General features: G+C 73.7%; 23 protein-coding genes. 6 read left to right on the top strand and 17 right to left on the bottom strand.

Annotated elements, in window-relative coordinates; genetic code table 11:
* Nucleotides 1–29: 29 nt before the first annotated feature.
* From IIE03_RS07540 to IIE03_RS07515, 6 genes are all read right to left on the bottom strand, one after another.
* Nucleotides 30–434, bottom strand: a complete 405-nt coding sequence (locus IIE03_RS07540; protein ID WP_192862122.1) for a pilus assembly protein CpaE — start codon at nucleotides 432–434, stop codon at nucleotides 30–32.
* 29 nt (nucleotides 435–463) lie between these two features.
* Nucleotides 464–757 carry a hypothetical protein gene (locus tag IIE03_RS07535; protein ID WP_192862121.1) on the bottom strand — a complete coding sequence of 98 codons (294 nt, stop codon included), beginning with the start codon at nucleotides 755–757 and terminating at the stop codon, nucleotides 464–466.
* A gap of 240 nt (nucleotides 758–997) precedes the next feature.
* A complete protein-coding gene (locus tag IIE03_RS07530) occupies nucleotides 998–1,567 on the bottom strand; it encodes a pyridoxamine 5'-phosphate oxidase family protein (RefSeq protein ID WP_192862120.1) in 570 nt (189 codons plus the stop codon).
* Between the two features lie 99 nt (nucleotides 1,568–1,666).
* A complete protein-coding gene (locus tag IIE03_RS07525) occupies nucleotides 1,667–2,887 on the bottom strand; it encodes a serine hydrolase domain-containing protein (RefSeq protein ID WP_318842857.1) in 1,221 nt (406 codons plus the stop codon).
* Nucleotides 2,884–3,459 carry a TetR/AcrR family transcriptional regulator gene (locus tag IIE03_RS07520; protein WP_192862119.1) on the bottom strand — a complete coding sequence of 192 codons (576 nt, stop codon included), beginning with the start codon at nucleotides 3,457–3,459 and terminating at the stop codon, nucleotides 2,884–2,886. Before IIE03_RS07520 ends, IIE03_RS07525 begins: the two co-directional genes overlap by 4 nt.
* A gap of 135 nt (nucleotides 3,460–3,594) precedes the next feature.
* Nucleotides 3,595–4,998, bottom strand: coding sequence for an MFS transporter (locus IIE03_RS07515; RefSeq protein ID WP_318842856.1), 1,404 nt, complete (start codon nucleotides 4,996–4,998; stop codon nucleotides 3,595–3,597).
* A 67-nt stretch (nucleotides 4,999–5,065) separates the two neighbouring features.
* Between IIE03_RS07515 and IIE03_RS07510 the strand changes: the two genes are divergently transcribed.
* Entirely contained in the window at nucleotides 5,066–5,521 is a 456-nt protein-coding gene (locus IIE03_RS07510) for a winged helix-turn-helix transcriptional regulator (RefSeq protein WP_225997414.1), read from the top strand.
* Nucleotides 5,522–5,542: 21 nt separating this feature from the next.
* On the opposite strand, the gene IIE03_RS07505 is transcribed toward IIE03_RS07510, so the two are convergent.
* A complete protein-coding gene (locus tag IIE03_RS07505; RefSeq protein WP_192862118.1) occupies nucleotides 5,543–6,145 on the bottom strand; it encodes a TetR/AcrR family transcriptional regulator in 603 nt (200 codons plus the stop codon).
* 108 nt (nucleotides 6,146–6,253) lie between these two features.
* Here IIE03_RS07505 and IIE03_RS07500 point away from each other — a divergent pair, with 108 nt between their 5' ends.
* Entirely contained in the window at nucleotides 6,254–6,688 is a 435-nt protein-coding gene (locus tag IIE03_RS07500; protein WP_192862117.1) for a DoxX family protein, read from the top strand.
* A 49-nt stretch (nucleotides 6,689–6,737) separates the two neighbouring features.
* On the opposite strand, the gene IIE03_RS07495 is transcribed toward IIE03_RS07500, so the two are convergent.
* The 5 genes from IIE03_RS07495 to IIE03_RS07475 form a co-directional block, all read right to left on the bottom strand.
* Complete coding sequence (locus IIE03_RS07495) at nucleotides 6,738–7,262, bottom strand: 2'-5' RNA ligase family protein (RefSeq protein ID WP_192862116.1); 525 nt, start codon at nucleotides 7,260–7,262, stop codon at nucleotides 6,738–6,740.
* 34 nt (nucleotides 7,263–7,296) lie between these two features.
* Entirely contained in the window at nucleotides 7,297–9,456 is a 2,160-nt protein-coding gene (locus IIE03_RS07490) for an elongation factor G (protein ID WP_192862115.1), read from the bottom strand.
* A 69-nt stretch (nucleotides 9,457–9,525) separates the two neighbouring features.
* Nucleotides 9,526–10,377 carry a lytic transglycosylase domain-containing protein gene (locus IIE03_RS07485; RefSeq protein ID WP_225997413.1) on the bottom strand — a complete coding sequence of 284 codons (852 nt, stop codon included), beginning with the start codon at nucleotides 10,375–10,377 and terminating at the stop codon, nucleotides 9,526–9,528.
* A 145-nt stretch (nucleotides 10,378–10,522) separates the two neighbouring features.
* Complete coding sequence (locus IIE03_RS07480) at nucleotides 10,523–15,049, bottom strand: S8 family serine peptidase (protein ID WP_192862114.1); 4,527 nt, start codon at nucleotides 15,047–15,049, stop codon at nucleotides 10,523–10,525.
* Nucleotides 15,050–15,268: 219 nt separating this feature from the next.
* On the bottom strand, nucleotides 15,269–16,291 hold the full coding sequence (locus tag IIE03_RS07475) for an SDR family NAD(P)-dependent oxidoreductase (RefSeq protein ID WP_192862113.1): 1,023 nt from the start codon (nucleotides 16,289–16,291) through the stop codon (nucleotides 15,269–15,271).
* Between the two features lie 56 nt (nucleotides 16,292–16,347).
* Between IIE03_RS07475 and IIE03_RS07470 the strand changes: the two genes are divergently transcribed.
* A complete protein-coding gene (locus tag IIE03_RS07470) occupies nucleotides 16,348–16,923 on the top strand; it encodes a TetR/AcrR family transcriptional regulator (protein ID WP_192862112.1) in 576 nt (191 codons plus the stop codon).
* Nucleotides 16,924–16,973: 50 nt separating this feature from the next.
* Here the strand turns inward: IIE03_RS07470 and IIE03_RS07465 are convergent, their stop codons facing one another.
* Both IIE03_RS07465 and IIE03_RS07460 read right to left on the bottom strand, forming a co-directional pair.
* Nucleotides 16,974–19,373 carry an FtsX-like permease family protein gene (locus tag IIE03_RS07465; RefSeq protein ID WP_192862111.1) on the bottom strand — a complete coding sequence of 800 codons (2,400 nt, stop codon included), beginning with the start codon at nucleotides 19,371–19,373 and terminating at the stop codon, nucleotides 16,974–16,976.
* Nucleotides 19,373–20,089 (bottom strand): ABC transporter ATP-binding protein, encoded by a 717-nt coding sequence (locus IIE03_RS07460; RefSeq protein ID WP_192862110.1) that lies wholly within the window; start codon nucleotides 20,087–20,089, stop codon nucleotides 19,373–19,375. The genes IIE03_RS07465 and IIE03_RS07460 overlap by 1 nt, the downstream gene beginning before the upstream one ends.
* A gap of 87 nt (nucleotides 20,090–20,176) precedes the next feature.
* On the opposite strand from IIE03_RS07460, the gene IIE03_RS07455 reads away from it, so the two are divergent.
* Entirely contained in the window at nucleotides 20,177–20,869 is a 693-nt protein-coding gene (locus tag IIE03_RS07455) for a response regulator transcription factor (protein WP_192862109.1), read from the top strand.
* Complete coding sequence (locus tag IIE03_RS07450; protein ID WP_192862108.1) at nucleotides 20,862–21,989, top strand: sensor histidine kinase; 1,128 nt, start codon at nucleotides 20,862–20,864, stop codon at nucleotides 21,987–21,989. Before IIE03_RS07455 ends, IIE03_RS07450 begins: the two co-directional genes overlap by 8 nt.
* Nucleotides 21,990–22,003: 14 nt before the next feature.
* Here the strand turns inward: IIE03_RS07450 and IIE03_RS07445 are convergent, their stop codons facing one another.
* Nucleotides 22,004–22,360: a hypothetical protein gene (locus IIE03_RS07445; RefSeq protein WP_192862107.1), complete on the bottom strand. Its 357-nt coding sequence runs from the start codon at nucleotides 22,358–22,360 to the stop codon at nucleotides 22,004–22,006.
* 199 nt (nucleotides 22,361–22,559) lie between these two features.
* On the opposite strand from IIE03_RS07445, the gene IIE03_RS07440 reads away from it, so the two are divergent.
* Nucleotides 22,560–23,786 (top strand): helix-turn-helix domain-containing protein, encoded by a 1,227-nt coding sequence (locus tag IIE03_RS07440; RefSeq protein WP_192862106.1) that lies wholly within the window; start codon nucleotides 22,560–22,562, stop codon nucleotides 23,784–23,786.
* Between the two features lie 20 nt (nucleotides 23,787–23,806).
* Here the strand turns inward: IIE03_RS07440 and IIE03_RS26675 are convergent, their stop codons facing one another.
* Both IIE03_RS26675 and IIE03_RS07430 read right to left on the bottom strand, forming a co-directional pair.
* Complete coding sequence (locus tag IIE03_RS26675) at nucleotides 23,807–24,667, bottom strand: helix-turn-helix domain-containing GNAT family N-acetyltransferase (RefSeq protein WP_192862105.1); 861 nt, start codon at nucleotides 24,665–24,667, stop codon at nucleotides 23,807–23,809.
* Nucleotides 24,668–24,820: 153 nt separating this feature from the next.
* A complete protein-coding gene (locus IIE03_RS07430) occupies nucleotides 24,821–25,651 on the bottom strand; it encodes a TetR/AcrR family transcriptional regulator (protein WP_318842855.1) in 831 nt (276 codons plus the stop codon).
* Nucleotides 25,652–25,724 lie beyond the last annotated feature (73 nt).

The raw sequence follows: 25,724 nt of genomic DNA, 5'->3' as shown, positions 1-25,724 counted from the left end.
CGGGCCCGGAGGATCGTTCGACACAGCCGTCAGCGGCTCAGCTCCATCAGTGCCAGCAGCGCGCGCCCGTAGGCGTCGGCGGGCTCCGGGTCGCTGAAGACGCGGGTGCGGCCGAGGAACTCGACCTCCACCTCGTAGACGCCGTCGGTGCGGCGCAGGGTCCGGAAGGTGGAGCGCAGGAGGCCGCGCAGCTGGTCCTCGCGGGGCAGCCACAGGGTGTGCTCGATCGCGACCGAGTCCAGCGCCCACTCGGTGGTGCCGTTGAACCCGAGGATGGTGCCGGTCGGGTACTCGTGCGCCTCGATCGTCATCGTGCTCACGGTGAAGACGTCGCCCGCGAGCTCGGGCGACTCGATGCGGAACCGGTCGCCGTCGGCCGGGTCCCAGACCAGGCCGGCGTCGCGCAGTCTCGCGGCGAGGTCAGTGGAGATCACCGGTCCATTGTCGGGCACGCCGGCCCGGGTCATCCCTGCCGGAGCTGGATGCCGAACGCGGCAAGGATGCCGAACACGACGCCCCAGAGCGAGATGGCGATGATCTGCCAGACGATCACCGTGTTGCGGTTCGCGCCGAAGCCGACCATGGCGGCCGAGCTGATCTGGCTGGGCAGGATCCACTGGCCCACGAGGCTGACGCCGGCGACCCCGTACTTGTCGAAGGCCCGGCGCAGCCTTTCGCGCCGCGGCGACTCCTCACCACCCCGCTTCCTGCGCACCGCGTCGCGGGCGCCTGCGGCAGGCAGCACGAAGGCCAGCATCGACGGCCTCGCCCTGTCGCTGCTCGTCAGCGAGCGAGGCGTGACGGTCGACGGAGCGAGGGACCTGCTGCGCACGACCGTGAGCGGACTGATCGTCGCCGCGCCCGCCGCGGGAGGGCGGCGAAACGCGCAGGCGGCGATCCGTTCGCAGCGCCGGGAAATACCCGGCGAACCAGGAGACTGATTCCGGTATCGGCCCCTCCGGTGCAGGGGGCCTCCTCCCCCGGGGCCGATCGCCGGTCAGGCCTCCACCGCGTCCAACGGGTCGGCGTCGTAGGCCGGGAGGCCGTCGATGCTCGTGAGGTTCTTGCGGCGGCGGTACTCGCGCTGCCCGGCCTCGCCCTTGCGCTCGAAGAACGGGCCGAGCAGGTCCCGCTCGCCCTCGTAGGACATGAGGGGCACGCTCCAGCCGCAGCTGTCGGAGACCCGTTCGACGTCGACCACGATGACCGCGCGGGCGCCGGGAATGTCGGTGAACCGGCTCGCGAGGGCCGGGTACTCGTCGTCGTACCGCGTCACGACGCGGCCCGTGCCGTGCAACCGGACGATGTTCGGCGGGCCTTCGAACGCGCAGAACATGATGGTGATCCTGCCGTTCTCGCGCAGGTGCGCCACGGTCTCGCTCCCGCTGCCGGTGCCGTCGAGCCAGGCGAACGTGTGGTCGTCGAACACGGCGAAGGTGCCGGAGATGCCGCGTGGCGAGAGGTTGACGTGCCCGTCCGCGGCGAGGGGCGCCGTTGCGACGAAGAACACGGGCTGCCGCTCGACGAACTCGCGCAGCCGGCCGTCGATCCGTTCGTGCAGGTTCATACTGACATGCTGTCAGGAACGTCCTGCGTGGTCACGACCCGATCAGCACCCGGACACCGTGGTGAGGCCCGATCTGCCGTCACCCACGACCGCCGCGGTCTACCGATCGGGTTCGAGGGACGCGGGCGGGTGCGGCCTGATCGTTCGCACGCATCGCAGGTAGGCGGTGCGGAGTGCGGTCTCGCGGTCGTTGCCGAACATGTCGGCGCCCATGCGGTTCATGACGTAGGCGAAGGCCGTGCCGGTGGCGGGGTCGGCGAAGCCGCAGGATCCGCCGGCACCCCAGAAGCCGAAGGCGCGCTCGTCGGTGCCGAAGGTGAGCGATCCGCCGGGCTTCATCATGCCGAGGCTGAAGCGGATGTGGGTCTTGAGCACGAGGTCCCTGTTGCCGCGGGCCGGGTCGCGGCCGGGTGCCTGCAGTTCGTCGCGCACCGGCGCGGGCACGTCGATGAGGGTCGGGTGGAGGAACTGGTCGTAGAGCCGCGCGATCGCGCGTGCGGTGCCGATGCCGTTGCCCGATCCGATCTCGAGCCGGCGGATCTCGCGCCGGTTGAGGCTGTGGTGGTCGAGCAGGAACTTCGGGTTGCCCATCGCGCGGAACGGCAGCGAGCGGGGGTTGAGGAAGGACAGGACCATGGAGGGGGGCATCTTCAGCGGCATGAGCGCCTTGGTGAAGGACTTGATCTCGGCGACGTCGTCGTCGGGCACGTCGTCGGGCAGGCCGAGGAAGAACCGCGCGCCGAGGCGACCGGTCAGCTCGTCGGCCAGATACCGGCCGAGCGTGCGGGCCTGCGGATCGGTGCGCCGGATCAGCTCGCTCTGGTACCAGCCGAGGTTCCAGCAGTGGTAACCGTGGTGGTCCCCGGGCGTCCACGCCGGGCGCTGGGCGGCGAGGATCCGCGCCAGGCGCTCGGGATCGGCGATGACGGTCTCGTCGAGCGGGGCATCGACGGCGCACAGACCGGCCTGGTGGGCCAGCAGCTGCCGCACGGTGATGTCCTGCTTGCCGTGGGCGGCGAACTCCGGCCAGTGCCGCGAGACCGGGTCGTCGTAGGCGAACAGGCCGCGGCCGACCGCGTGCGCCGTCACGAGGGCCGAGACGCCCTTGGTGGTGGAGAAGACCGGGACGACCGTGTCCTGGGTCCAGGGTCGGCGGCAGGCCGTGTCGCGGTGGCCACCCCACAGGTCGACCACCTTGTTCCCGGACCGGTAGATGACGCAGGCGGCGCCCGTCTCACCGCGGTCGGTGAAGTTCGCGGCGAACGCGTCGGCGACGGGCCCGAACCCGTCGGCGACGTCGCCGTGGACCAGGCCGTTCACCGTGCGCCCCGCACGACGACGTCGGCGAGCGCCGGACCGAAGTCTTCGGCCGACCCTCCGTAGACCAGGACATGGACGAGCATGAATCCTCCGATGAGTTCCGCGATGAATTCGGTGTCGATCTCCGGCCGTAGTTCCCCGCGATCGGCCGCCCGGCGGGCCACGGTCTCGAGCGAGGCGAGCCGCGGCCGCACGAGACGTCGCTGGAACTCGGCCAGCAGCTCCGGCTCGCCGAGGCAGTCCGCGAGCAGGCCGCGCAGCAGCTCGACGTTTGCGGGGTCCGAGTACAGGAGCCGCTGCGCCTCGACCACCGCGGCCAGATCCCCCGCCAGCGTCCCGGTGTCCGGCAGGATGCCGGCGGCCTCGGCCCCGCCGCCGAACACGGCTTCGAACACCAACAGCGGCCTGCGCGGCCAGCGACGGTACAGCGTCTGCTTGCCCACGCCGACCGCACTCGCCACCTGCTCCATGACCAGCCCGCGATAACCCTGCCGCACCACGGCTTCGCGCGTCACGGCCAGGATGCGCTGGTCGATGGCCGCATCCCGCGGCCGACCCCGTGAACCCGCCATGCGAACAATATACAAGACGACCGTCTCGTAAATCTTCCCGACCACAGCCGTGGCGCACGGATTCATGGCCGTGCCGCCGGCCCCGGCGCATCAGGTACGCCTGGCCGGCGGCACGCCGCCGGGCGTGACGTGCCCCTACGCGGCCCGGCGGCTCCGGGACCAGGTGGAGATGCCGAGGACCAGCGCGAGCGCGGCGCCGACGACGGGGACGAGCAGCGCGCGCTGGTAGTCGGCCGCTCCTGCCTCCGTGGTGTGCCCGCCGACGAGGACGATCGTCGCCGCCGAGACGCCCAGCGCGGCGCCGAACTGGAACGCCGTGTAGACGACCCCACCGGCGAGCCCGTGCTCGGCCTCGTCCAGGCCCGCGGTCGCGGCGGCCGCGAGCGGCCCGTACACGAGGGCGAACATCACCGCGATCAGCAGCATCGACGGCAGCAGCTCCAGGTAGCCCCAGGCGCCGTCGATCCGCAGGGCCAGCGCGAAGGCCACGAGGCCGGCCAGCACCCCGGCCACCATCACCGGGACGTTCCCGAACCGTGCGACCAGCCGGTGCGTGAACAGCGGCGCCAGGATCATGTCCGCTCCCATGACGGCGAACGCCAGCCCGGTGGCCACCGGGGACCATGCGCGGAGATCCTGCAGGTAGAGGGTGACGAGGAACTGGAACGCGAAGAAGGACCCGATGACCAGCAGGCCGGCGACGCTCGCGCGCACCAGGAGCCCTTCGCGGAGGACGGCGAGGCGCAGCAGCGGATCCGCGGCCCGGCGCTCGATCACGACGAACGCCACGAGCAGCGCGGCGGCGACGCCGAGCGAGGTGATCCCCGTGGTGAGGCCCCGCCCCTCCCCCGTCTCCACGACGCCGTAGATCAGCACGACCATGGCCGACGTGAGGGTGACGGCACCGCCCAGGTCGAATCCGCGACGCGGGATGCGGCCGGCCTCGTCCGGCCGGATGACCGCCCGGCCGGCGACCCAGAGCAGCGCGCCCACGATGACGGGCGCGAAGAACACCCAGCGCCAGCCGGCCTCGGTGAGGAAGCCTCCGGCGACGACGCCGAGCGTGAACCCGCCCGCACCGATCGCACCGTAGACGGCCAGCGCCCGGTCCCGGAGCGGGCCCGCCGGGAAGCTGGTCGTCAGGAGGCTGAAGCCCGCCGGTGTCATGAACCCGGCCGTCGCGCCGGTGACGAACCGGGCGACGAGCAGCACCCAGGCGTCGTCGGCCACGCCGCCCAGGCCCGAGAACGCGACGAACACGGCGAGCGCGACCAGGAAGGTCCGGCGGCGGCCGACGAGGTCCGCCGTGCGCCCGCCGAGGATCATGAAGCCGCCGTAGGCGAGCACGTAGGCGCTGATCACCCAGTGCGCGTCGGCCGTCGCGAGGCCGATGTCGGCGGCGATCGCGGGGACCGCGACGTTGAGCATCGCGATGTCGATGCCCTCCAGGAAGAGCGCTCCGCACACGACCGCCAGCACTCCCCAGCCGGCCCGCGTCGCGGCCGCGGGCGGCGGGACCACCATTCTTGCCTCTGTCACCAGGATCTCCTCGCTCGGTGCATGGTTACCTCTTGTAACCATGACGATCCTTGGGCACGATCGTCGGATGGCACAAGAAGGCACTTCGGCGTCACCCGGTTACCCCGAGGGAACCGGAGCGGGGCCGGCCGAGTTGTCGGCCGAGTGCAGGGCGGACCGCGATCCCTTCCAGTGGGACGTCCGCGAGGACTGCCAGGTCCGGCAGATCCTCGACCGCATCGCCGACAAGTGGTCGCTCCTGGTCATCGCGCTGCTGGAGGAGAAGACGCTGCGGTTCGGCGAGCTCAGCAGGGAGATCGACGGGATCAGCAAGCGCATGCTGACGGTGACCCTGCGCAACCTCGAACGCGACGGCCTCGTGCGGCGCACCGTCTATCCCGAGGTCCCGCCGCGCGTGGAGTACGAGCTCACCTCACTGGGCCGCACCCTGCTCGGCACGACCCAGGCGCTCGTCACCTGGTCCGAGGAGCATCAGGAGGAGATCGCCCGCGCACGCGAGGCGTTCGAGACGGCGGCACACTGACCGGGCGCGCCGCCCCAGGGGTCAGGGCGTGGCGTCGTGCGCGGTCGTCGCGAGGACACGGTCGACCAGGTCCGTGATGAACGCCCGGTCGGCGGGCAGCGCCTGGAAGCCGATCCGGAACAGGACGCCGCCGTTGAGCAGCGCGAGGGCGGCGTCGACCGCGTCCGGCGGCAGGTGGGCCGCGAGAATGGCCGCCATCGGACCGGATCCCTCCGCCACGAGCTGCCGGCGCACCTCGTCGACCCCGGGATCGCTGCCCGCACGTTCCAGGATGCCGCCGAAGATGCGGGCGAGCTGACCCTCGGTGAGCGCCTCGGCCAGCCCGGTGAGCTCGGCGATCAGGTCGGCGCGCAGGTCACCGGTCGGCTCGGGGTGCTGGGACGTGGAGCAGATCTGCCCGACCGACGCCTCGATCAGATCCAGGCGCGTCGGCCAGTGCGCGTAGACGGTCGCCTTCGAGTACCCAGCTCGACGCGCGACCTCGGCATGGGTCACCCCGCCCCATCCCTCGGCGCGAAGCAGGGCCGTGGTCGCGTCGACGACGTCGCGCCGGGTCCGCACGATCCGGGGGTCGACCGTTCCTGCCTCCGTCTCCGGCGCTGTCTCCGGCGCTCCCTCTGCCATGTCGACCTAGCCTACGTGCCGCTGAAACCTCCGCACACTTCTGAACATCTTGTACAGTACTGACCGCATCGACTATCAGGCCACGTGCCCTTCTCGTGAGGAGAGACCATGACCACCACCGCGACGACTCCGACCGCCCCGCCCAGGGCCCTCGACGTCACCCTCTGGATCGCCCAGGGGCTGCTGGCGCTGATGCTGATCGGCAGCGGCCTGTTCAAGCTCCTCACGCCGCTCGCGCAGCTGGCCGAGACCTTCCCGTGGGCCGGGGACGTCGCCCCGGGCGTCGTCTACGCGGCCGCCGCCTTCGACATCCTCGGCGGCCTCGGCGTGCTGCTGCCCTCCCTCACGCGCATCGCGCCGCAGCTGACCGTGCTCGCCGCGCTGGGCTGCGTCGCCCTGCTCGCCACCGCCGCCGTCTTCCACTTCTCGCGCGGTGAGGGTGCCGACACCCCGATCAATTTCGTGCTCATCGCGCTGGCCCTGTTCGTGGCGTGGGGCCGCCGGTCGAGGGCGCCGATCAGGGCGCGGTCCCAGGCCGCCTGACGCGCCGCGGGCGCGCCGGCGAGCGAGACCCCACCGCCGGGCGGGGCGACTACGGCACGACCGACAGCGGGTGGACGGCGCCCGTGCCGGCGTCCACGAGCGCGGCGTGCGTGAGCCGGCCGGTCAGCGGCAGGATCTCGTAGGCCGCCTCCAGGACCAGCGGCGTCTGCTCCAGCCGCACCCGCGGCGCCAACGTGACGTGCGGGGTCCAGACTCCCGGGACGTAGTGCATGTGCAGTTCGTCCTCCGTGACGCCGAGGGCGTCGACGAGGCGCTCCTGGCGCGTGGCGAGCGTGCTCGTCACGGCGGGGATCAGGTTCATCCGCCCGCGCCGGAACGCGGCGACGGCGTCGAACCGGACGGTGACCGGGCCGGCGTCGGGCAGCGCCTCCACGGCGGCGCGCACCTTGTCCAGGTCCCAGGAGCGCAGCACCGCCAGCGACAGGTGCGGGACGTGCCGCCCATGGGTGTGCGTGGCGAGCGTGGGCACGCCGTCGTCCTCGAGCCGCTGCCACAGCCGCCGCAGGACCCGGTCGGTCGGCCCGTCGAACAGCAGGCACACGGCAAGGGCCATGTCCCCAGCCTAGAGGCCGTTCCGCACCGGGCGTTCAGCCTCGCGCGGCGGTCGGGGCGCGGGTGTAGCCCGCGGGGGTGATCGTGAGCTCCGCGCGACCGCCCGTCAGGGACCGCAGGTCGAGGGCGTAGCGGCCGAGCTCGGCCTCCGGGACCGTCGCGACCACGCGCGCACGGCCACCGTCGGCCAGCTCGGTCGCCGAGACAGCCGCACGCCGGCCCGACAGGTCGGTGAGCACCGCGCCCTGCCGATCGGGCGGGACGGTGACCGTCACGGTCGACACGGGCTCGAGGAGCACGGTCCCGGCCTCGGCCAGCGCGGCCCGGACGCCGGTGGCCGCCGCGGTGCGGAACGCCATGTCGGAGGAGTCCACCGAGTGCGCCTTGCCGTCGTACAGCTCGACGCGCAGGTCGACGACGGGGTGGCCCTGCGGGCCTCCGGCGGCCATGGCGTCGCGCGCGCCCCGCTCGACGGCCGGGACGTACTGCCGGGGCACCGCCCCGCCGACCACCGAGTCGACGAACTCGAACCCGCCCGCCCCGCCGTCGTGCAGCGGCCCGACCCGCAGCTGGACGACGGCGAACTGCCCGTGCCCGCCGGACTGCTTCTTGACCTTGCCCTCGGCCTGCGCGGGCCGGGCGATCGTCTCCCGGTAGGCGACGGGCACCGGTGCGGTCCGGACGTGGACCCCGAACACGCGCGCGAGCCGCTCGACCGCGACGGCGAGCTGGGTGTCGCCGAGCCCGCGCAGCACCGTCGCCTCACCCACCTGGTCGGCGACGAGCGTCCGGTCCTCGGCGACGAGCCGGGCCAGCGCCGCGGGCATCCGCTCGTCGTCGGACTGCGACGCCGGCACGAGCCGCGCGGCGTAGACGGGCCGGCGCGGCTGCGGCAGGTACGGTCGCGCCCGCCCCGACGGCCGCGACCAGAGCAGCGTGCCCGACGGCGACCCGCCCAGCTTGGCGACGGCGCCGACCTCGCCCGCGACGAGCTGGTCGACCGGCAGGTGCTCCTTGCCCCGCAGCCGGAACAGGCCGTGCAGGCGCTCGTCGGCGCCCGTGGTCGCGTTGCGCAGGCGGTCGGAGCCGTGCACGACGCCGGAGAGCACCTTGAGCATCGACACCTGGCCCACGTAGGCGTCGGCCACGGTGCGGAACACGTGCACGAGCGGCTCGCCCGACGGGTCCGCGGAGACCGCGACGGGCCGCCCGCCGTCGTCGCCCCCGTCGTCGTTCCCGGAACCCGCGGCGCCCGGGCCGGCGGCGGTCGTGCCGACGAACCCGGGGCCGGCGTTCCCGGGGGTGTCGTCCCCGGAGCCGACGACGATGCGGGCATCCCGCCCGCCGGGCGCGGGCGCGAGCTCGCACAGCAGGTCGGCGAGGCGGTCCACGCCGGCGGCGGTCGTCCCCGACGCGACGACGACGGGTATCACGTCGCCCGAGGCGACCTCGTACGCGAGGGTGCGTTCGAGGTCCGCCGCCGTCGGCTCCTGGCCCGACAGGTAGGCGTCGAGCTGGTCGTCGTCGTGCGACACGAGCTCCTCGGTCACGTCGACGTGCATCCGGTGCTCCTCGTCGACGACGTCGGCGGGCAGGTCCTCGTCGCGGTGCCGGCCGGCGCCGTCGTAGACGAGGGCATGCTCGCCGAGCACGTCGGCGATGGAGCAGAACGACTGCTCCTCGCCGAGCGGCAGCTCGATGGGCCACAGGCGCTCGCCGAACGCGTCCCGCAGCTCGGCGAGCACGCGCCGGAAGTCGGCGCGGGCCCGGTCCTCCTGGGTCACGACGACCAGGCGCGGCACACCGAGCGCCTCGGCCGCCGACCATGCCGTCCAGGAGCCGGGCTGCACGCCATCGACCGCGCTGACGACGACGAGCGCGAGGTCCGCGATCGAGAGGGCCGTGTCCACGGCGCCCGCGAAGTCCGGGTGGCCCGGCGCGTCGGCCAGGGTCAGCGTGTACGCGGCGCCGTCGGGACACGTCCAGGTGAGCGTGCCGAGCGCGAGCCCGAGCGAGCTGCCCCGGGCGACCTCCTCCGGCTCGTGGTCGCACACCGTGGTGCCGTCCTCCACGCGCCCGGCGCGGGAGATCGCGCCGGCGCGGTGCAGCAGCGCCTCGGCGAGTGTCGTCTTGCCCGCGCCCGCCGCGCCGACGACGGCGACGGTCCGGTGGTTCGTGGTCGGTGCCGCGTCCATGAGGCCCTCCCGCCATGGGGTGTACCAGACATGATGCCGCAGCGCCACGGCGCGGGCACAGCCGCTCCGCTACGCCCCGTAGGTCTCCGCGAAGTCGGTCACCTCGTGGGCGTACGACACCGAGCGGTTGTAGGTGGCCAACGCCGCCTCCCAGCCGTCGTCGGTCGTGACGTCGCCGCCGCTGCGGCACAGGTAGAGGCCGGCGGTCAGGGCCGCGTCGTCGATCTGGTGCGGATCCGCCCGCCCGTCGAGGTTTCCGTCCTGCGCCCAGCTCTCCCACGTGGCCGGGATGAACTGCATCGGCCCGACCGCGCGGTCCCATTCCGCGTCGCCGTCGAGCTCTCCCCCATCGGTGTCGACGATCTCCGCGACGCCCTCGCTGCCGTCCAGCGGGATGCCGACGATGGGCGGGCTCACCGTCCCGTCCGTCCCGGCGCGCGCGCCGCCGTAGCTGCCGTGCACCGACTCGACCGCGCCGACGCCCGCCAGCGTGTTCCACCCGATCCCGCACCCCGGCTCGAGCTCCGCCAGCCGCAGGGACGCCCCGGCGTAGGCGGCGAGCACCCGCACCGGGATCTCCGTGCGCCGCGAGACGTCCCGGAGCCAGCCCCGCTGGGCCAGGTCGGCGATGGGGACGGAACCGGTGTCGCCCGCGTGCTCCGCGGCCGGTGCCGGGACCGGCTGGCGCGGCGCGGGTGGATAGCTCAGCTCCCGGGCCGGCGACCAGGTCCCCCCGCCCGTGCCGCACCCGGTCAGCAGCAGAACGGCCGCGGCGACGACGGCCCAGGTTCGTACTCGTGCGGTGATGACGCGCCTCCGGTGCTCGGGAACAGCCGGGCGGCACCGGCGCTCGACGCCGGCGCTCGCCGTCCTGCCGCCGAGGTTACGGCCGGGCCGCACCGATCCGGTGTGCTCTGACAAGACCTCCAGCAAATGTGCCCGAATCCGACCCGGTCTCGGGAACCTCGCTGATCGTCCCGGCGGCCGACTGAGGCGCGACCGGACACGCCGGCGGCGCCACCCCTTTCGGAGCAGCGCCGCCGGTGCCTGCCGGTTCAGCCCGGGCTCACAGCTCCCGGCACTGGCCGAACTGGCGGCCCGTCACCGTGTTCGGCGCGCCGTTGTTCGTCGGCTCCGGGTCGTTGCGGTAGCAGGCGAGCGGTCCGACGATCCGGTTGTCCCCGATCACCGGGCCCTCCGAGCGGGTCACCGTGACGGGGCCGGTCACCCGGTTGCCCCCGCAGTTCGCCGCCGGGTCACCGATCGTGACCCCCGAGCTGCGGGTCACGGTGAGCGCACCCGTGAGGCGCGAGTCGCACACCCGCACCTCGGACGCCCCGTCGGCGCGGACCAGGGCAACGATCTTCGAGTCGGTCACCCGCAGCCCAGCGCCGTCGGACACGGAGACGCGGCCCAGCACCGTCGCGTCGTCGATGCAGGTCGTGCCCTCGGTGACCGAGACCTTGCCGTGGTGCCGGCCCGTGATCACCTCGTCGCACGGCGCCAGGCCCGTCACGGCGACGTCGGCCGAGGCCACGGCCGGCTCGTCGAACGGGTCGGACGTGACGTGCTCCGCGGTGTTCGTGTACGTGCCGCTGATCGCGTCCGGGTCGACCGTCACCTCGTAGGACAGCGTGACCGGGTCGATGCTCGGCCCCACGTAGTCGAGACAGATGCTGCCGCCCTCGGTGAGGGCCGACGACGGGTCGCCCGCGTTCACGACGGCCGTGCCGAGCGTACCCGCGAGGTTCTCGATCCCGATCGTGGCGAGGGCGGGCAGGGCGCCCAGCTCGCCGTACTCGAACGTGATCTCCGGCCGGTCGTCCGCCACGGAGTTGTAGATCCAGGTCTGGAACTTCCCGACGGAGTTGGACAGGTCGGCCGGGTCGGCGCCGTAGGGCAGCGGGTCGTCCCACTGCACCACGGCGACCTCGCCGCCCGAGGTGGCCAGCCGCACGCCGCGATCGTTCGCCAGCGAGAGCTCCAGGTCGGACCACAGCGGAGCGATCACGCCGTTCGGCGCGGCCGCGGCCGGGACCGCCTGCGGCTCCCACGGGCTGCCACCGTAGCCGCCCGCGATCGTGATCAGGCCGTCGTCGGACACCGTGAGGTTCGGCGACTGGTCGGAGTAGTGCGGGAACGGCCCGATGCTCGAGAACGCGCTCACGGCCGCGCTGTCGCCGTCGAGCGAGCTGAACCCGATGCCCACCGCGCCGAGGTCGACGAACCCGGACCACGCCGCGCACTGCGGGCTGGTGTCCGGCGTCGACGCCTCGTAGGCACCCGCGACGCCCACCGACGTGGGCATGTCGACCTCCCACGTGATCGTCTGCCCGTCCACGACGCCCCCGCCGGTCACCGACGCGGGGTCGATGGTCAGCCCGTCGGGCACGGTGTCGGTGATCGTGTAGGTGAGGTCCTCCGGCGTCACGTTGGGCTCGATCGTGAGGTCGTAGCCGATCGTGTCGCCGATGGCGGCGGCGTCCGTCGACGCGGACTTGGTCACGTCGTCGGCCACGCGGGACAGCCGGAGCGGGATCTCGCCGATGTCGCCCGGCGTGTCGGGCGAGCTGCCGAGCACGGCGGTGCCGTAGAAGAGGTCGCCCTCCTCGGCGTCGGGCAGGTCCCAGTGGACGCGCACGTCGTACGGCTCGCCCACCGGCACCTCGCCGTCGGGTCCGGCCACGCCGGCGTTGCCCAGGTCGGCGGACGGGACCACGGCCGTGGCGAGCGTGTGCGTGTCGGGCTGGTTGTCGCTGCCGCCCCAGTTCTGCACCAGGACCCACCAGGTCCCGGCGTCCGGCTCGGGCACCTCGCAGTACTCGGCCGCGGAGCCCGACGTCGAGGCGCACACCTGGGTGTCGGCGCTCGGCGTGTCACCGGTGCCGACGAACAGGTCGAGGTCGGGCGCGGTGGCCTGCGTGATCTCCGCGACGAGCCGCTCGGCGTCGCCGGGCACCTCCACGGTGGTGACCTGGACCTGGCTCAGGTCGTCGTACGGCGAGTCGTTCGTCGGGTCCTGCACGAGGGAGCCCTCGTGCAGGTCCGCCGCGGCCAGGCCACGCACGGAGCCGGTGAAGTCGGACACGGCGATCGACCGGAGGTCGCTCACCGCCTGCGACCCGGTGTCCCGGCGCGTGCTGATGTCGACCTCGTCCGGCAGCACGGCCACGGACGGGACGACGGCGACCGGCAGGGTCACGTCCGGCACGTCCGGGTCGCTCGGGGTGAGCGTGATGCGCCCGAACAGCGTCTCCCCCTCGGGGGCGCCGGCCACGTCCGCGGTGACCGAGATGTCCATCGAGTCACCCGGCGACACGGTGGCCTGCGACAGGTCCACGGTGAGCGCGAGGCCGGGGTCGGACTCCGCGGACACCGACCAGGTGACGCCGGCCGGGGCCGACGCGGGCGCCTCGGCCGTGCGCTGCCACGAGCAGGTGGCGAGGCACTGGGTCTCGGCGAAGGAGGGCAGGTTGAGCGTGCTGGGGTCGCCGCCCTCCTCGGGGTTCGCGGCCACGTAGTTCGCCGGGGTCTCGTCGAACAGCAGGCCGGCCTGGACCGCCGCCCCGATGTCCATGTGGCCGCTGCCTTGCGTGTACGGGGTGGCGGGCGCGCCGTCGTGGTTGCGCACGCCGGTCCGCGCCGTCGTCATGAGCGCGGACTGCTGCTCGGCCGGCGTCCAGTCCGGGCGGGCCTGCGTCAGCAGCGCGCCGGCGCCGGCCACGTGCGGGCTGGACATCGAGGTGCCCGAGCTGGTGGCGTACTCGACGTGGTCGTACGTGCCGTCGGCCACGCCGTAGGCGGCGAGGATGTCGACGCCGGGCGCGGTGATGGACGGCACGATCGTGTCGACGGCCCGGTTGGGACCGCGCGAGGAGAAGCTGGCCATGACGTCGCCGAGCGCGTCGTCCACGGTGAACGTGGTGCGCGCGACGCCTGCCGTGTGGCCGGTGCCCTCCGCGAGCCAGTTCTTGAGCGTCACGCCGTCCTGGTAGGTGAGGAACACGCCGTTGACCGCGTACGCCTCGCCGATCAGGGAGTCGCCGTTGACCTCGTTGTTCGCGAGCACGAAGCCGGCGGCGCCCTGCGCCGCGACGTTCTCCGACTTGCCGACGCGGGCGCCGACGCCGCGGTCACAGACCACGATCTTGCCGGTGTACTCCGCCTCGTGGCCGGACGTGTCCTGGCACTGCGCGTCGCCGAAGTCACCCGCGTAGACGATCTCGGTGGCGGGCAGCGGGCCGGTCAGGGACTTGCCGGTGAGGTCGGGCAGGTCGCCGGCGCTGCTGGTCAGGTCGATCAGCGCCGAGAACCCGTGCCGGTTGTGCGTGGAGGCGCCGACCGAGGTGAGCCACGGGGCGTCGGCCGGGGAACCGGTCGTGGCGACGCCCGGGCCGTCGTTGCCGTTGGAGGTCGCCACGAAGATGCCGGCGGCACGCGCGTTGAGGAACCCGATCGTGTCGAAGTCGTTCCACAGGTCCGATGGCGCGGACGAGCCGATCGAGTAGTTGATGACGTCGACGCCGTCGGCGATGGCCTGGTCGATCGAGGCGGTCAGGCCGGAGGTGGTGCAGCAGCCGCGGTAGCTGATGACGTTCGCGTGCGGCGCCACGCCGGAGACGTCGAACGTCGGCGGGTCGGTGCCCTCGGGCGCGGTCGGCACGACGTCGTCGACCACGTTGCCGCCCGACGTCGACGCCGTGTGCGTCCCGTGCCCGTCCTCGTCGAGGGCGCTCCGGTCGGAGTCGGTCAGGAAGCCGTAGGCGCCGATCAGCTTGCCGTTGCAGGGGAAGTCGGGGTCGTACTGGTCCGTGTTCGACGGGTCGCACGCGCCCAGGTAGTTCCCCGCGCCCAGCGGGTTGGTGTGGGTGTAGCCGTCGTCGCCGGTCTCGGCGAACGACGGGCTGCCCGGGTTGATACCGGTGTCGATGGTGCCGATGACGACGCCCTCGCCCTGGTAGTCCTCGGGCAGGCCCAGCTCCTCGACGGCGTTCCACAGCGCGTCCGCGTTGCTCCAGGCCGGGCCCGCGTCGGTGTGCAGCTCGTGCTCCTTGTCGAGCGCGATGTGCGCGACGGCGGGATCCTTGGCGATCTCCGCCGCCTCCTCGGGCGTCAGCACCGCCGAGACGCCGTTCACGGCGTACTGGTAGGTGAACGGGATCTCGACGTCGCGGTCCACCGTCCGCTCCATGCGGGTGACGAACTCCTCCTGCTCCGCCTCGAGGAACTCGGTGTACTCGCGCACCCGCGGGGTCGACGGGTCGAGCACCCGGCCCGGCCGCGGTGCCGTGGCCGTCATGCCTCCGACCCCGCCGCGGTAGGTCGGCACGGCGTCGCCGGCCAGCCGGATCAGGTAGGTGCGCTCCGCGCTCCCGCGGCCCAGGGCCAGCTTCTGGACGGCCGGCTCACGCTCGACGCCCGGCTCCGGGGTGGTCTCGGCCGGCACGAGCTTCTCGGCGACGAGATCGCGCGACTCGACCTTGTCCGGCCCGGGGGGATCGGCGGCCGGGACCGCGACCGCCGCGGGCGTCAGCGCCGCCGCCAGTGCTGTGACAGCGGCGATGACGAGGGGCGTTCTGGACCGGTGTGACATCTACGGCTCCCTTGGTGTGGCAGCGATGGGACGTTCACGAGCAAAGTGCCCGTTATTCCTTGCGCAGGTGAGAGGGCCGTGTCAACGGTCCCGGGCAGATTTCACCCGGTCCGGTCGGGCAGGTCGAGAAGGCGCGCCGAGGTCGGAGCGGCTTGCGCGAACCATGCGGTTGTTTCCGGATTGGCGCCGAATGCGGAAACAACCGCATGGCTGACCGGGTCAGACCGCCGACCAGCCGCCGTCCGAGGCGAGGATCGCGCCGTTGAGGTTGACCGAGTCGGTGGAGAGCAGGAACGTGATCGACGCCGCCAGCTCGGCCGGGGTGGCCAGGGACGGGATGTTGCCGCGGTAGCGGGCGAGCCGGCCGCCGCCGAACTCGGCGTCCTCGGGGACGACGATGCCGGTGGCGACGGCGCCGGGGGCCACCGCGTTGACTCGCACGCCCGTGCCGGCGTACATGACGGCGGAGGACTTGGTGAGGCCGACGACGGCGTGCTTGGAGGCGGTGTAGGCGACGCCTGCCGCCGAGCCGCGCAGGCTCGCCTCGGAGGCGACGTTCACGACGCGGCCCTGGCCCACCTCCAGCATGCCCGGCACGACGGCGCGGGTCAGGCGCATGGTGCCCTCGACGTTGACCCGCATGACGCGATCCCAGACGGCGTCGGTGACCTCATGGATCGCGGCGTTGTCGTCCATGATCCCGGCGACGTTCGCCAGCGCGTCGACGCGGCCTCCGGCGGCGCGGACGACGTCGGCCACCAGGTCCTCCGACGTGATGTCGCCGGCGACGGCGAGGATCTCGGCGCCGGGGAGCGAGGCGACGAGCTCGTCCAGGCCGGCCTTGGTCAGGTCGACCGCGACGACGCGGCCGCCCTCGCGGGCCACCCGGCTCGCGACCGCCCGGCCGATGCCCGACGCCGCGCCGGTGACCACCACGGTCTGGCCGGCGAACCGGCCGGGCGTGATCTCCTCGGCCCAGGCGGCGGGGGCCGCGGCGCTCTGCCCCGCGCCGGCCGCCGCGTCGTCCGGCGCGGCCTCCCGGTACGCGGTGAGGAGCGCGTCGACCATCTCGGCGGGGAACTTGCCCTGCGAGAGCGTGACGAGCTGCTCGAGCGGCAGGTTCCGCGCCGGCGCGAGCGCGTCGGCCGACCCGCCGCCCCGGGCGATCATGGCCGTCAGGATCGGGCCGCCGACGGGGTGGTCGAGCCACTGGCCGACGGTCGAGGAGGCGGTGAGGGACATGGCGTACTCCTGTCGACGAGAACCGGACACTGTTGTCCGGTAGTTAGGGTACGTCCATGGCAAGCCCCCGCGCGAATCTCGGCCCCGCCGCCGCGGCGCGCAACCGCGCGGCCCTGCTGGCCGCGGCCCGCGCCGTCTTCTCGGAGCTGGGCCCGCACGCCCCGCTCAACGCCGTGGCGCGGGCGGCCGGCGTCGGACAGGGCAGCCTCTACCGGCATTTCCCCGACCGGCAGGCGCTCGTCCTCGCCCTGTTCGAGGAGCAGGTCGCTGCCCTCGAGGAGCGCGCCGCCGATCCGACCGCGGATCTGGCCGACCTGCTCGGCCTGGTCACGCGGCACGCCATCGACTCGGTGGTGATCATCGACATCGCGTCCGCGACGCCGGACGCGCCCCCGGACCCGCGCCTCATGGAGCTGCGCGGCCGCGTCTCGGCGGTGCTCGGCTCCCGGCTCCCGGCCGCCGTCGCGACGGGCGACGCCCCGCCGGGTGCGACGGTCGACGACGCCCTGCTCGCCGTCGAGCTCGTCGCCACCGCCCTCACCCGCCGCCCGGCGGGGGAGCGCGCCACGTACGCGGCCCGCGCATGGCAGCTCCTGGGCTTCCGGGTCACGTCCGCGCCCCCGCGCGGATAGGCACCGCCGCTCGACGCGTCACCAGCGCGTGGTCACCGCCGCCCGAACCCTCAGTCCGGACCGAGGCCCCCGGCCGGGGGCACCCGGGCCGCCCGGCGGGCGGGAAGGATTGCCGCGGCCTGCCCCGCCAGGGCGGCCGTGAGGACGACGACGCCGAGCTGCGGCCACGGGATCTCCAGGACGGCCCGGGCGAGCGCCTGCTTCACGAACGTCTCGTAGCCCGCCCAGGCGAACGCGACCCCGAGCACGGTGCCGAGCACGGCGGCCACCACCGTCAGCAGCATCGCCTCGACCGCGAGCAGGCGCCGGAGCTGCCGGCGGGTGAGGCCGAGCGCCCGCAGCATCGCGTGCTCCCGCGTACGCTCGAACACGGACAGCCCCAGGGTGTTCGCGATCCCGACCAGGGCGATCACCACGGAGATCCCGAGCAGCCCGAGCACCAGCCACGTGATGACCGCCAGCTGCTGCCGGTCGGCGGCCTCGGCCTGGAGCCCGTTGTCGAGGGTCGCGCCGGCGGCGTCCGCGAGCGTGTCCAGGTCACCGACGAGCGCCGCCGCGTCGACCCCGGCCGCGGCGCGGGCCCAGACGGCGTGCTCCCGGGGCGCGTCGGTCAGCGCGGCCAGCGTCTCGGGCGCGACGACGCCCGCGCTCCCCCAGCCGGTCCCGCCGGTCACCCGGAGCCGGGCCGTGCGGTCGCCGGCGCGCACGGTCACCACGTCGCCGAGCCCGGCGGCCGGGTCCTCGCCGTACACCTCGGTGTCGAGCGCGATCAGGCCCGGTTCCACCGCGGCGAACGCCCCGCCGTCGCGGGCCACCTGATCCGCGTCCGGCGCGGTGAGGAGCAGGATCGGCCGGTCCTGGCCCTCGATCCCGGCGGGAACGCCGTCGACCGCGACGGCCCGCGCCACCCCGTCGGTGCCGGCCACCTCGCCCACGAGCCCGGGTGGCAGCGGGTCCTGCCACGAGGTGATCGCCACGTCGAGGGGATGGGCGCCGCCGTGGTTCGCGTCCACGGACGCGCGGGTCGTGGCCAGCCCGGTGAGCACCGCGGTCGTGAGCGTGACGCCGACGAGCAGCGACGCGGTGGTGGCGGCGGTCCTGCGCGGGTTGCGCACGGCGTTCTCGGTGGCCAGCCGGCCACCGGCCCCGAGCAGCGCCCCGGCCACGCGCACCAGGCGCGGCACGAGCACGGGCCCGAGGAGGAGGACGCCCGCGAACAGCACCCCGCCGCCCGCCAGCATGAGCACGGTACCGTCCAGGACCATCGCCGCACCGAGCAGCGCCGGCCCGGCGACCAGAAGGAGCACGGCGAGCACCAGGCGCACGCGGCCCGCGCCGGCGCGCACGTCCAGGACGTCGCCGGGACGCAGCGCCGCGAGCGGACTCACCCGGACCACCCGCCGGGTCGGCAGCCACGACGCGACCACCGTCACCGCCACGCCGACGACGAACCCGCCGGCCATCCACCCGACCGGCGGCTCCGGGGCGGACCCCAGCGGGTTCCGCGGCGCGACGGCGCCGAGCAGCGCGATCAGGCCGTAGCCGAGGCCGACGCCGGCCGGCACCCCGCACACGGAGGCGAGCAGCCCGACGACGACGGCCTCCCGGCGCACCGATCCCACGACCTGCCGCCGCGTCGCGCCCACGCAGCGCAGCAGCGCGAAGTCGCGCAGGCGCTGCGCGAACAGGATCGAGAACGTGTTCGCGATGACGAGGACGGAGACGAGCGCCGCGACGGCGGCGAACACCAGGAGCATCAGCGAGACGGTGTTCGTGTTGTTGGTGTGCACGGCGATGCTCTCGGCCACGAGCTCCTCGGGCGTCCGCGCCGTGGCGCCGTCGGGCAGCGTGCCGACGTCGCCGATCACCGCCGCCCGGTCCAGCAGGAGGCTGTCGTCGTCGCGCCAGTGCAGCAGTTGCTCGAAAGTGAGGTATACCGCCGCCTGCCCCAGGTTCGACGACGCCTGGACGATACCCACCACTCGCAGCTCGACCGCGTCGGCGCCCTGCCCGAGCCGGATCCGGTCGCCGGTCGCGATCTCCATCTCCTGGGCTGTCCAGACGTCGACCACCGCCTCCCCGGTGCGTTCCGGGAACCGGCCGGAGGCGAGCGTCTGCCAGCGGAGCTCCGGGGCCGTCGCGATCGACCCGACGAACTTCCCCGCCGCCCGCTCGTCGCCCGCCCGCAGCGGCAGCGTCGCCGAGCCGAGCACGGCGACGGTGTCCTCTCGCCCGGCGGCCCAGGCGATCGCGTTCTCCGTGCCCAGCCCGACGACGACGTGGTCCGCGCCGCGGAACGGCGCCCCGACGCCGTCCGTGATCCTGGCCTGCGCCGCGGCGGTGAGCACGCCCACCACCACGACGAACGCGACCGAGACGACAACGGCCACCGCCGCCGCCACGTACCTGCGGGCGTGGACGCGCAGCGAGGCGACCAGGACGGTCCGCATCAGGCGATCCTTCCGTCCCGCATCGTGACGACGTCGTCCGCGTACGACGCGGCGCCCTGCTCGTGCGTCACCATGACGACCGTCTGGCCGAGGTCGCGCACCGAGCGGCGCAGGTGCTCCAGCACCTCCGCGGACGTCTCGCTGTCCAGGTTCCCCGTCGGCTCGTCCGCGAACAGCAGCTCGGGCCCGGTGACCAGCGCCCGGGCGATCGCGACCCGCTGCTGCTGACCGCCGGACAGCTCCGCCGGCCGGTGACCGAGCCGATCGGCCAGCCCCAGGGTCTCCACCAGCGCGTGCGCCCGGTCCCGCACCGCGTCGTCGACCGGGCGCCCGCCCAGCTCCAGGGGCAGCACGATGTTCTGGTAGGCGGTGAGCATCGGCAGCAGGTTGAACGCCTGGAACACGAAGCCGATGCGCTCGCGGCGGAAGACGGTGAGCGCGTCGTCGTCGAGCGAGCCCAGATCCGTGCCGGCCACGGTGACCGTCCCGCCGTCGACGTGGTCGAGCCCGGCCAGGCAGTGCATCAGCGTGGACTTGCCCGAACCGCTCGGGCCCATGATCGCGGTGAACCTGCCGCGCGGGAGGTCGAGGTCGACGCCGCGCAGGGCGTGCACCTGCGCGTCGCCCCGGCCGTAGGTCTTGGTCAGGGCCCGCGCGCTCGCGGCGAGCGTCTCCCCGGCGGCGGGCCGGGCGCCGGGCTGGGTGGTGGTCGTCATGCCGTCAGTCCAGGCGAGGTCGTGTTGCCGAGGCGTATGCGCTTTTCGATACGCCGCCGATATGCGCGTGCTCGTAGCATCCGAGGCATGCGCGTGCTGATCGTCGAGGACGAGCCGTATCTGGCGGAGGCCGTCCGGGACGGCCTCCGGCTGGAAGCGATCGCGGCCGACGTCGCCGGCGACGGCGACACCGCGCTGGAGCTGCTGGACGTCAACACCTACGACGTCGCCGTCCTCGACCGCGACGTCCCGGGCCCCTCCGGCGACGAGATCGCCCGGCACATCGTCGCCTCCGGCAGCGGGACGCCGATTCTCATGCTCACCGCGGCCGACCGGCTCGACGACAAGGCCTCCGGGTTCGGGCTCGGCGCCGACGACTACCTCACCAAGCCCTTCGACCTGCGCGAGCTCGTGCTCCGGCTCCGCGCGCTCGACCGCAGGCGGGACCGTCCCCGGCCGCCGGTGCTCGAGGTGGCCGGCCTGCGGCTGGACCCGTTCCGCCGCGAGGTCTACCGCGACGACCGCTACGTCGCGCTCACCCGCAAGCAGTTCGCCGTCCTGGAGGTCCTCGTGGCCGCCGACGGCGGCGTCGTCAGCGCCGAGGAGCTGCTGGAGCGGGCCTGGGACGAGCACGCCGACCCGTTCACCAACGCCGTGCGCATCACCGTCTCGGCCCTGCGCAAGCGGCTGGGCGAACCCTGGGTCATCGTGACGGTGCCGGGCGTCGGCTACCGGATCGACACGGGGGCCGGCGGCGACGCCGGTGGCGGGCGTGGCTAGGCGGCCCGGGCCGAGCGTCCGCCTCAAGCTCACCCTCAGCTATGCCGGCTTCGTCATGCTCGCGGGTGCCGTGCTCCTCGCGGCCGTGTGGGTCTTCCTCCTGCGCGGTACGCGCGCCGCCGGTTCCTGGACGATCGCCGAGCTGCTGCCCGATCCCGCTCTCCTCGTCGGAGGCTGGGGGCCACGCGTGTTCGTCCCGGCGGCGATCGCGACGATGGCGTTCCTGCTGGTGTTCGGCCTCGTGGGCGGGTGGTTCCTGGCGAGCCGGATGCTCGCCCCGCTGGACCGGATCACCGAGGCCACCCGCCGGGCCGCGGCCGGCTCGCTCGCCCACCGGATCGAGCTCGAGGGCCGGCAGGACGAGTTCCGCGAGCTCGCCGACGCCTTCGACACGATGCTCGCCCAGCTCGAGGCGCACGTCGCCGAGCAGCGCAGGTTCGCGGCCAACGCGTCCCACGAGCTGCGCACCCCGCTGGCGATCACCCGGACCCTGCTCGACGTGGCCCGCGAGGACCCCGACGCCGACACCGGCGAGCTCGTACGGCGGCTCAGCGCCGTCAACTCCCGGGCGATCGACCTCACCGAGGCGTTGCTCCTGCTCAGTCGCGCCGGCCGGCGGTCCTTCGACCGGGCGCGCGTCGACCTGTCGCTCCTGGCGGAGGAAGCCACCGAGACGCTGCTGCCGCTGGCGGAGGCGCGCGGCGTCGCGGTCGAGACCTCGGGCGGCGTCGCCGTCGTCCACGGATCCCGGGCGCTCCTGCTGCAGCTGACCACGAACCTCCTGCACAACGCGATCGTCCACAACCTCCCGGAGGGCGGCACCGTGTGGATCCGCACCGCGGTGCGCGCGGGGGCCGCGGTGCTCACCGTGGAGAACACCGGCGCGCAGCTCACGGGCAGGCTTGTCGACACGCTCGCCGAACCCTTCCGGCGCGGCACGGAACGGGTCCGCGCGGACCACGCGGGTGTCGGCCACGCAGGTGTCGGCCTCGGCCTGGCGATCGTGCGGAGCATCGCCCAGGCGCACGACGGCGCCCTCGCCCTCGCCCCCCGGCCCGCCGGCGGGCTCCGCGTCACGGTGCGGATCCCCGCCGGGGACGGCGCCGCCGACCCGGGCTGAGGCATGGCGCGCGCTCACGCGCGGGCGCGCGTCACGTCCAGCGTGTACGTCGTGCCGTTGTTGCGGTCGACCCGCCATCGCGGGCGGGACTCCTCGGTCAGGGGGAAGGCGAACCCCGCCGCGACGAGGGCTCGCTCGAGGTCGGGCATCGAGACGCCGTCGACGTCGATCTCCCCGCGCCGCATCCAGGTCCTGGCCGACGTCGCCACCCAGGCCTCGCAGGACGCCAGGGTCGATCGCGTGTCGGCCAGGGTGACACGGACGGCGACGACGCCGCCGGGCAGCATAGCTCCGCCCACCAGCGCCGAGACCGCCGTCACGAGCCGCGTCCACCGGCCGGCCGCGGTGTCGTCGTCGGGAAGGGTCGTCATGTCATGCTCCAGTCGCCGTGGGGTGCAGCGTCGAACGCGGTGACGTGCGAGCGGCGGGTAGCCGCCGTCGTTATCCACACTGATGCCGCTAAATCCGAACAAGTGCCACACTTCTGTGGCACTCACCTCTAGGTTTCATGCAAGGGCGTTGCCGGGCGTATGGTGTGAATCCCCGTGACCGTCGAGGTTGGGAACACCGATGGACGACGAGTTGATCGGCAAGCGGATCAAGCAGCTCCGGCAGGCCCGGGGCGTGACGCAGGTAGGGCTCGCGCAGGAGGCGAAGATCAGCCTGTCCCTGCTGCGCAAGATCGAGCAGGGCGACCGGGACGTCTCCCAGCCGGTCGCGGCAGCCGTGGGGCGGGTGCTGCGCGTGGACGCGAGCACGCTCACCGGGCAGCCGTACCACCGGGAGGGCGCGTCGCCCGACCGCATCCACAAGCTGATCCCCGACCTCCGGCGGGCGCTGAACCGCTGGGACCTCCCGGCCGACGACGTCGACACCGCGCCGCGCCCGGTCGGCGCGCTCGCCCGCGATGCGCGGAACGTGTCCGAGCAGCTCCAGCACGGCCGCAACGCGCATCTCGCCGAGATCCTCCCGCCCCTGCTCACCGAGGCGTTCGCGATGGTGCACACCTGCGACGACGAGCAGGACCGCGCCGTGATCGCCCGCGCGCTGCTCGCGTACGCGCACGCCGCGCACACGGTCGCGCACCAGACCGGCTACGACGATCTCGCCGCGAGCGTCGAGGACCGCATCCAGTGGATCGCCGGGCTCACGGACGACCCGGCCGCCACCGGGTTCGCCGCGTGGATGCGCACCACGTCCCTCATGCGCGACGGCCTCTACGAGGGCGCGCTGTGGCTGCTGGACACGGCCCGCACAACGGTCGACCCCGGCGGGCGGGACGACGGCGCGCTGCTGACCGTGGGGGCGCTCCACCTGCGGTCCTCGCTCGTCGCGGGCCGCGCCGGCGATCTCGACCGGGCGATGGACCACGTAGAGGAGGCCCGCGGCATCGCGGAGCATCTGGACACGGACACCGACAACGACTGGTCACACCTCGCGTTCGGGCCGTCGAACGTCGCGATCTACCGGGTCGCGTGCGCCGTCGAGTCCGGGGACGGGCCACGCGCGCTCGCCATCGCGGACCGGACGCGCCTGCCCCAGCACATGCACACCCGGCTGCCCACGAGGGTCTCGCACCACAACCTCGACCTCGCGCGCGCGTACTTCTGGCAGGGCATGCACGACAAGTCGCTCGACAGCCTCATGACCGCGCGGCGTGCCGCGCCGGAGCAGACCAGGCACCACCCCACCACGCGCGAGGTGACGAACCTGCTCGTCCGGGCGCACCGCCGCAGCAACGAACCTCTCGCGCGCTTCAGCGCGTGGCTGGGCCCGGGCGACGACGCCGACCGGTGACGGGCGCGGCCACGGGTGACTCAGACGGCCGGGCTGCGGCGTTCCATGAAGACCGTGTCACGCCAGACGCCGTCGCGGCGTCCGATCCGCTCCCGGACGCCGAGCGTGCGGAATCCGGCCGAGTGGTGCAGACCCACGCTGGCGCGGTTCTCGGGGAAGATCGAGGTCTGCAGGGTCCAGAGGCCGCCGTCGTCCGCGGCCGTGACCTGCCTGCGGATGAGGGCTTTGCCGATCCCACGGCCCTGATGGCCGTCCGCGACGTAGATCGAGGTCTCGGCGACGCCGGAGTAGACCTCGCGGGCCGACACCGGGGTCGCCGCGGCCCAGCCGACGACCTCGCCGTCCAGCTCGGCGACCCAGCGGTGGTCCGGCAGCCACTTCACGTCCAGGGACTCCCGGCTCGGCACGACCGTCTCGAAGGTCGCCATACCCGTGTCGATGCCCTCGCCGTAGATGCGCCGCACCGCGTCCCAGTCCTCGTCGCGCAGCGCGCGCACCTCGACGTCGGCCGGTACGTCGCCGGGGCAGCACGGCCGCGGAGCCAGGAGGCCCATCACGGCGTCGGCGGCGTGCGGCAGGCCGACGCAGCACGCGGCGTTCACGGTCACCAGCGTGGCGGTGCCCTCCTTGTGCGTCCGGACGAACCCGACGCCGGCGAGCTTGCGCACGTGGTGCGAGCAGGTCGACTGGCTGATGCCGAGGGCGTCGGCGAGCGCCCCGACGGTGATCCCGCGCGGCGCGGTGGCGACCGCGTGCAGCATCCGCACCCGGGTGGGCTCGGCCAGGCAGGCGAACCACTCGGCGTAGGTGACTGCTTCGGCGGCGGGCAGCGCCGGGGGCGGGGCGTCGGCCGGGGACGTGGAAGCCGCTGTCGTCGTCATGGCAGCAGCATCGACCAGGATCGACGGCAACGTCAATCGACAACGATCGATAGAGCCGAGCACCGGGTCGTGCGCGTACCACTCGACGGCCCGGTGACACCCACGCGACACCTGGTGGCGGGCACACGACGAGGCAGCTCGCAGCACCCCTCGTCAAGCTCGGCCTGGACGCGCTGACGAAAACGGCGCGAACCGTTCCGACGCCCCCTCCCCGGCACGGAGGCGCTCGAGGCCGTCGAGGATGAGGTCGAGGCCGAACTCGAAGGCGTCGTCGCCGGCTTCCTCGACGTGGTAACGGATGTGCTCGGCGAGACAGGGGTACTCCGCCACCGGGAACGAGCGCAGGAGTTCGGGGCCCATCGCCTCCATGTCGTCCTGGTCGAGGGAGAAGCCCAGCTCCTGCATCGCGTGGCCGACGATGTGGTTCTCGACCGTGTGGAACGCGAGGTCGAGCAGGCCTGGCGCGAAGCCCGCCTCGCGCAGGTCGCGCAACGCGCTGTCGAGGTAGCGCATGCGCGCGGGCCCGATGCCGATGCGCGACGTCCACAGCGCGGCCGACCACGGGTGGCGCATCAGGGTGGCATGGGCCGAGACCGCACGACGCCGCGCGCGGTGGCGCCAGTCGGCGGGGGCCGCGGACGACGACGCTCGGGCCGCCGCGGCAGCGGACGGCGCGGCAGCAGGGGGCACGGCAGCCGACGGCGCGGCCTCCCGCACGCCACCGCCGGCCGGGGGCGTCCCCGGCGACTCGCTCCCCGGCAGCTCGATCTCCGCGGCGACCCGGTCGAGCATGCCGTCGAGCAGGTCGTCCTTGTTCTTCACGTGGTTGTACAGCGCCATGCCCTCGACGCCGAGCTCCTTGCCGAGCCGCCGCATCGACAGCGCGCCGATCCCCTCGGCGTCGGCCATCGCGATCCCGGCGTCGAGCACCCGGTCACGGTTCAGCGTGCGGCGCCCGCTCGGCCGGCCTGCCTGCTTCGACACCCGTGGCTCCCCTCCGATCGTGACCGCACCGGCCGTCGCGGCGCGGGTCTCCCGCGAACCGCCCGGCGACCAC

The organism is Myceligenerans pegani (assembly GCF_014892515.1).
Lineage (GTDB): Bacteria > Actinomycetota > Actinomycetes > Actinomycetales > Cellulomonadaceae > Myceligenerans > Myceligenerans pegani.
The sequence above is the reverse complement of the archived record's forward strand: the minus strand, read 5'-3'. Positions and strand labels throughout refer to the sequence as shown.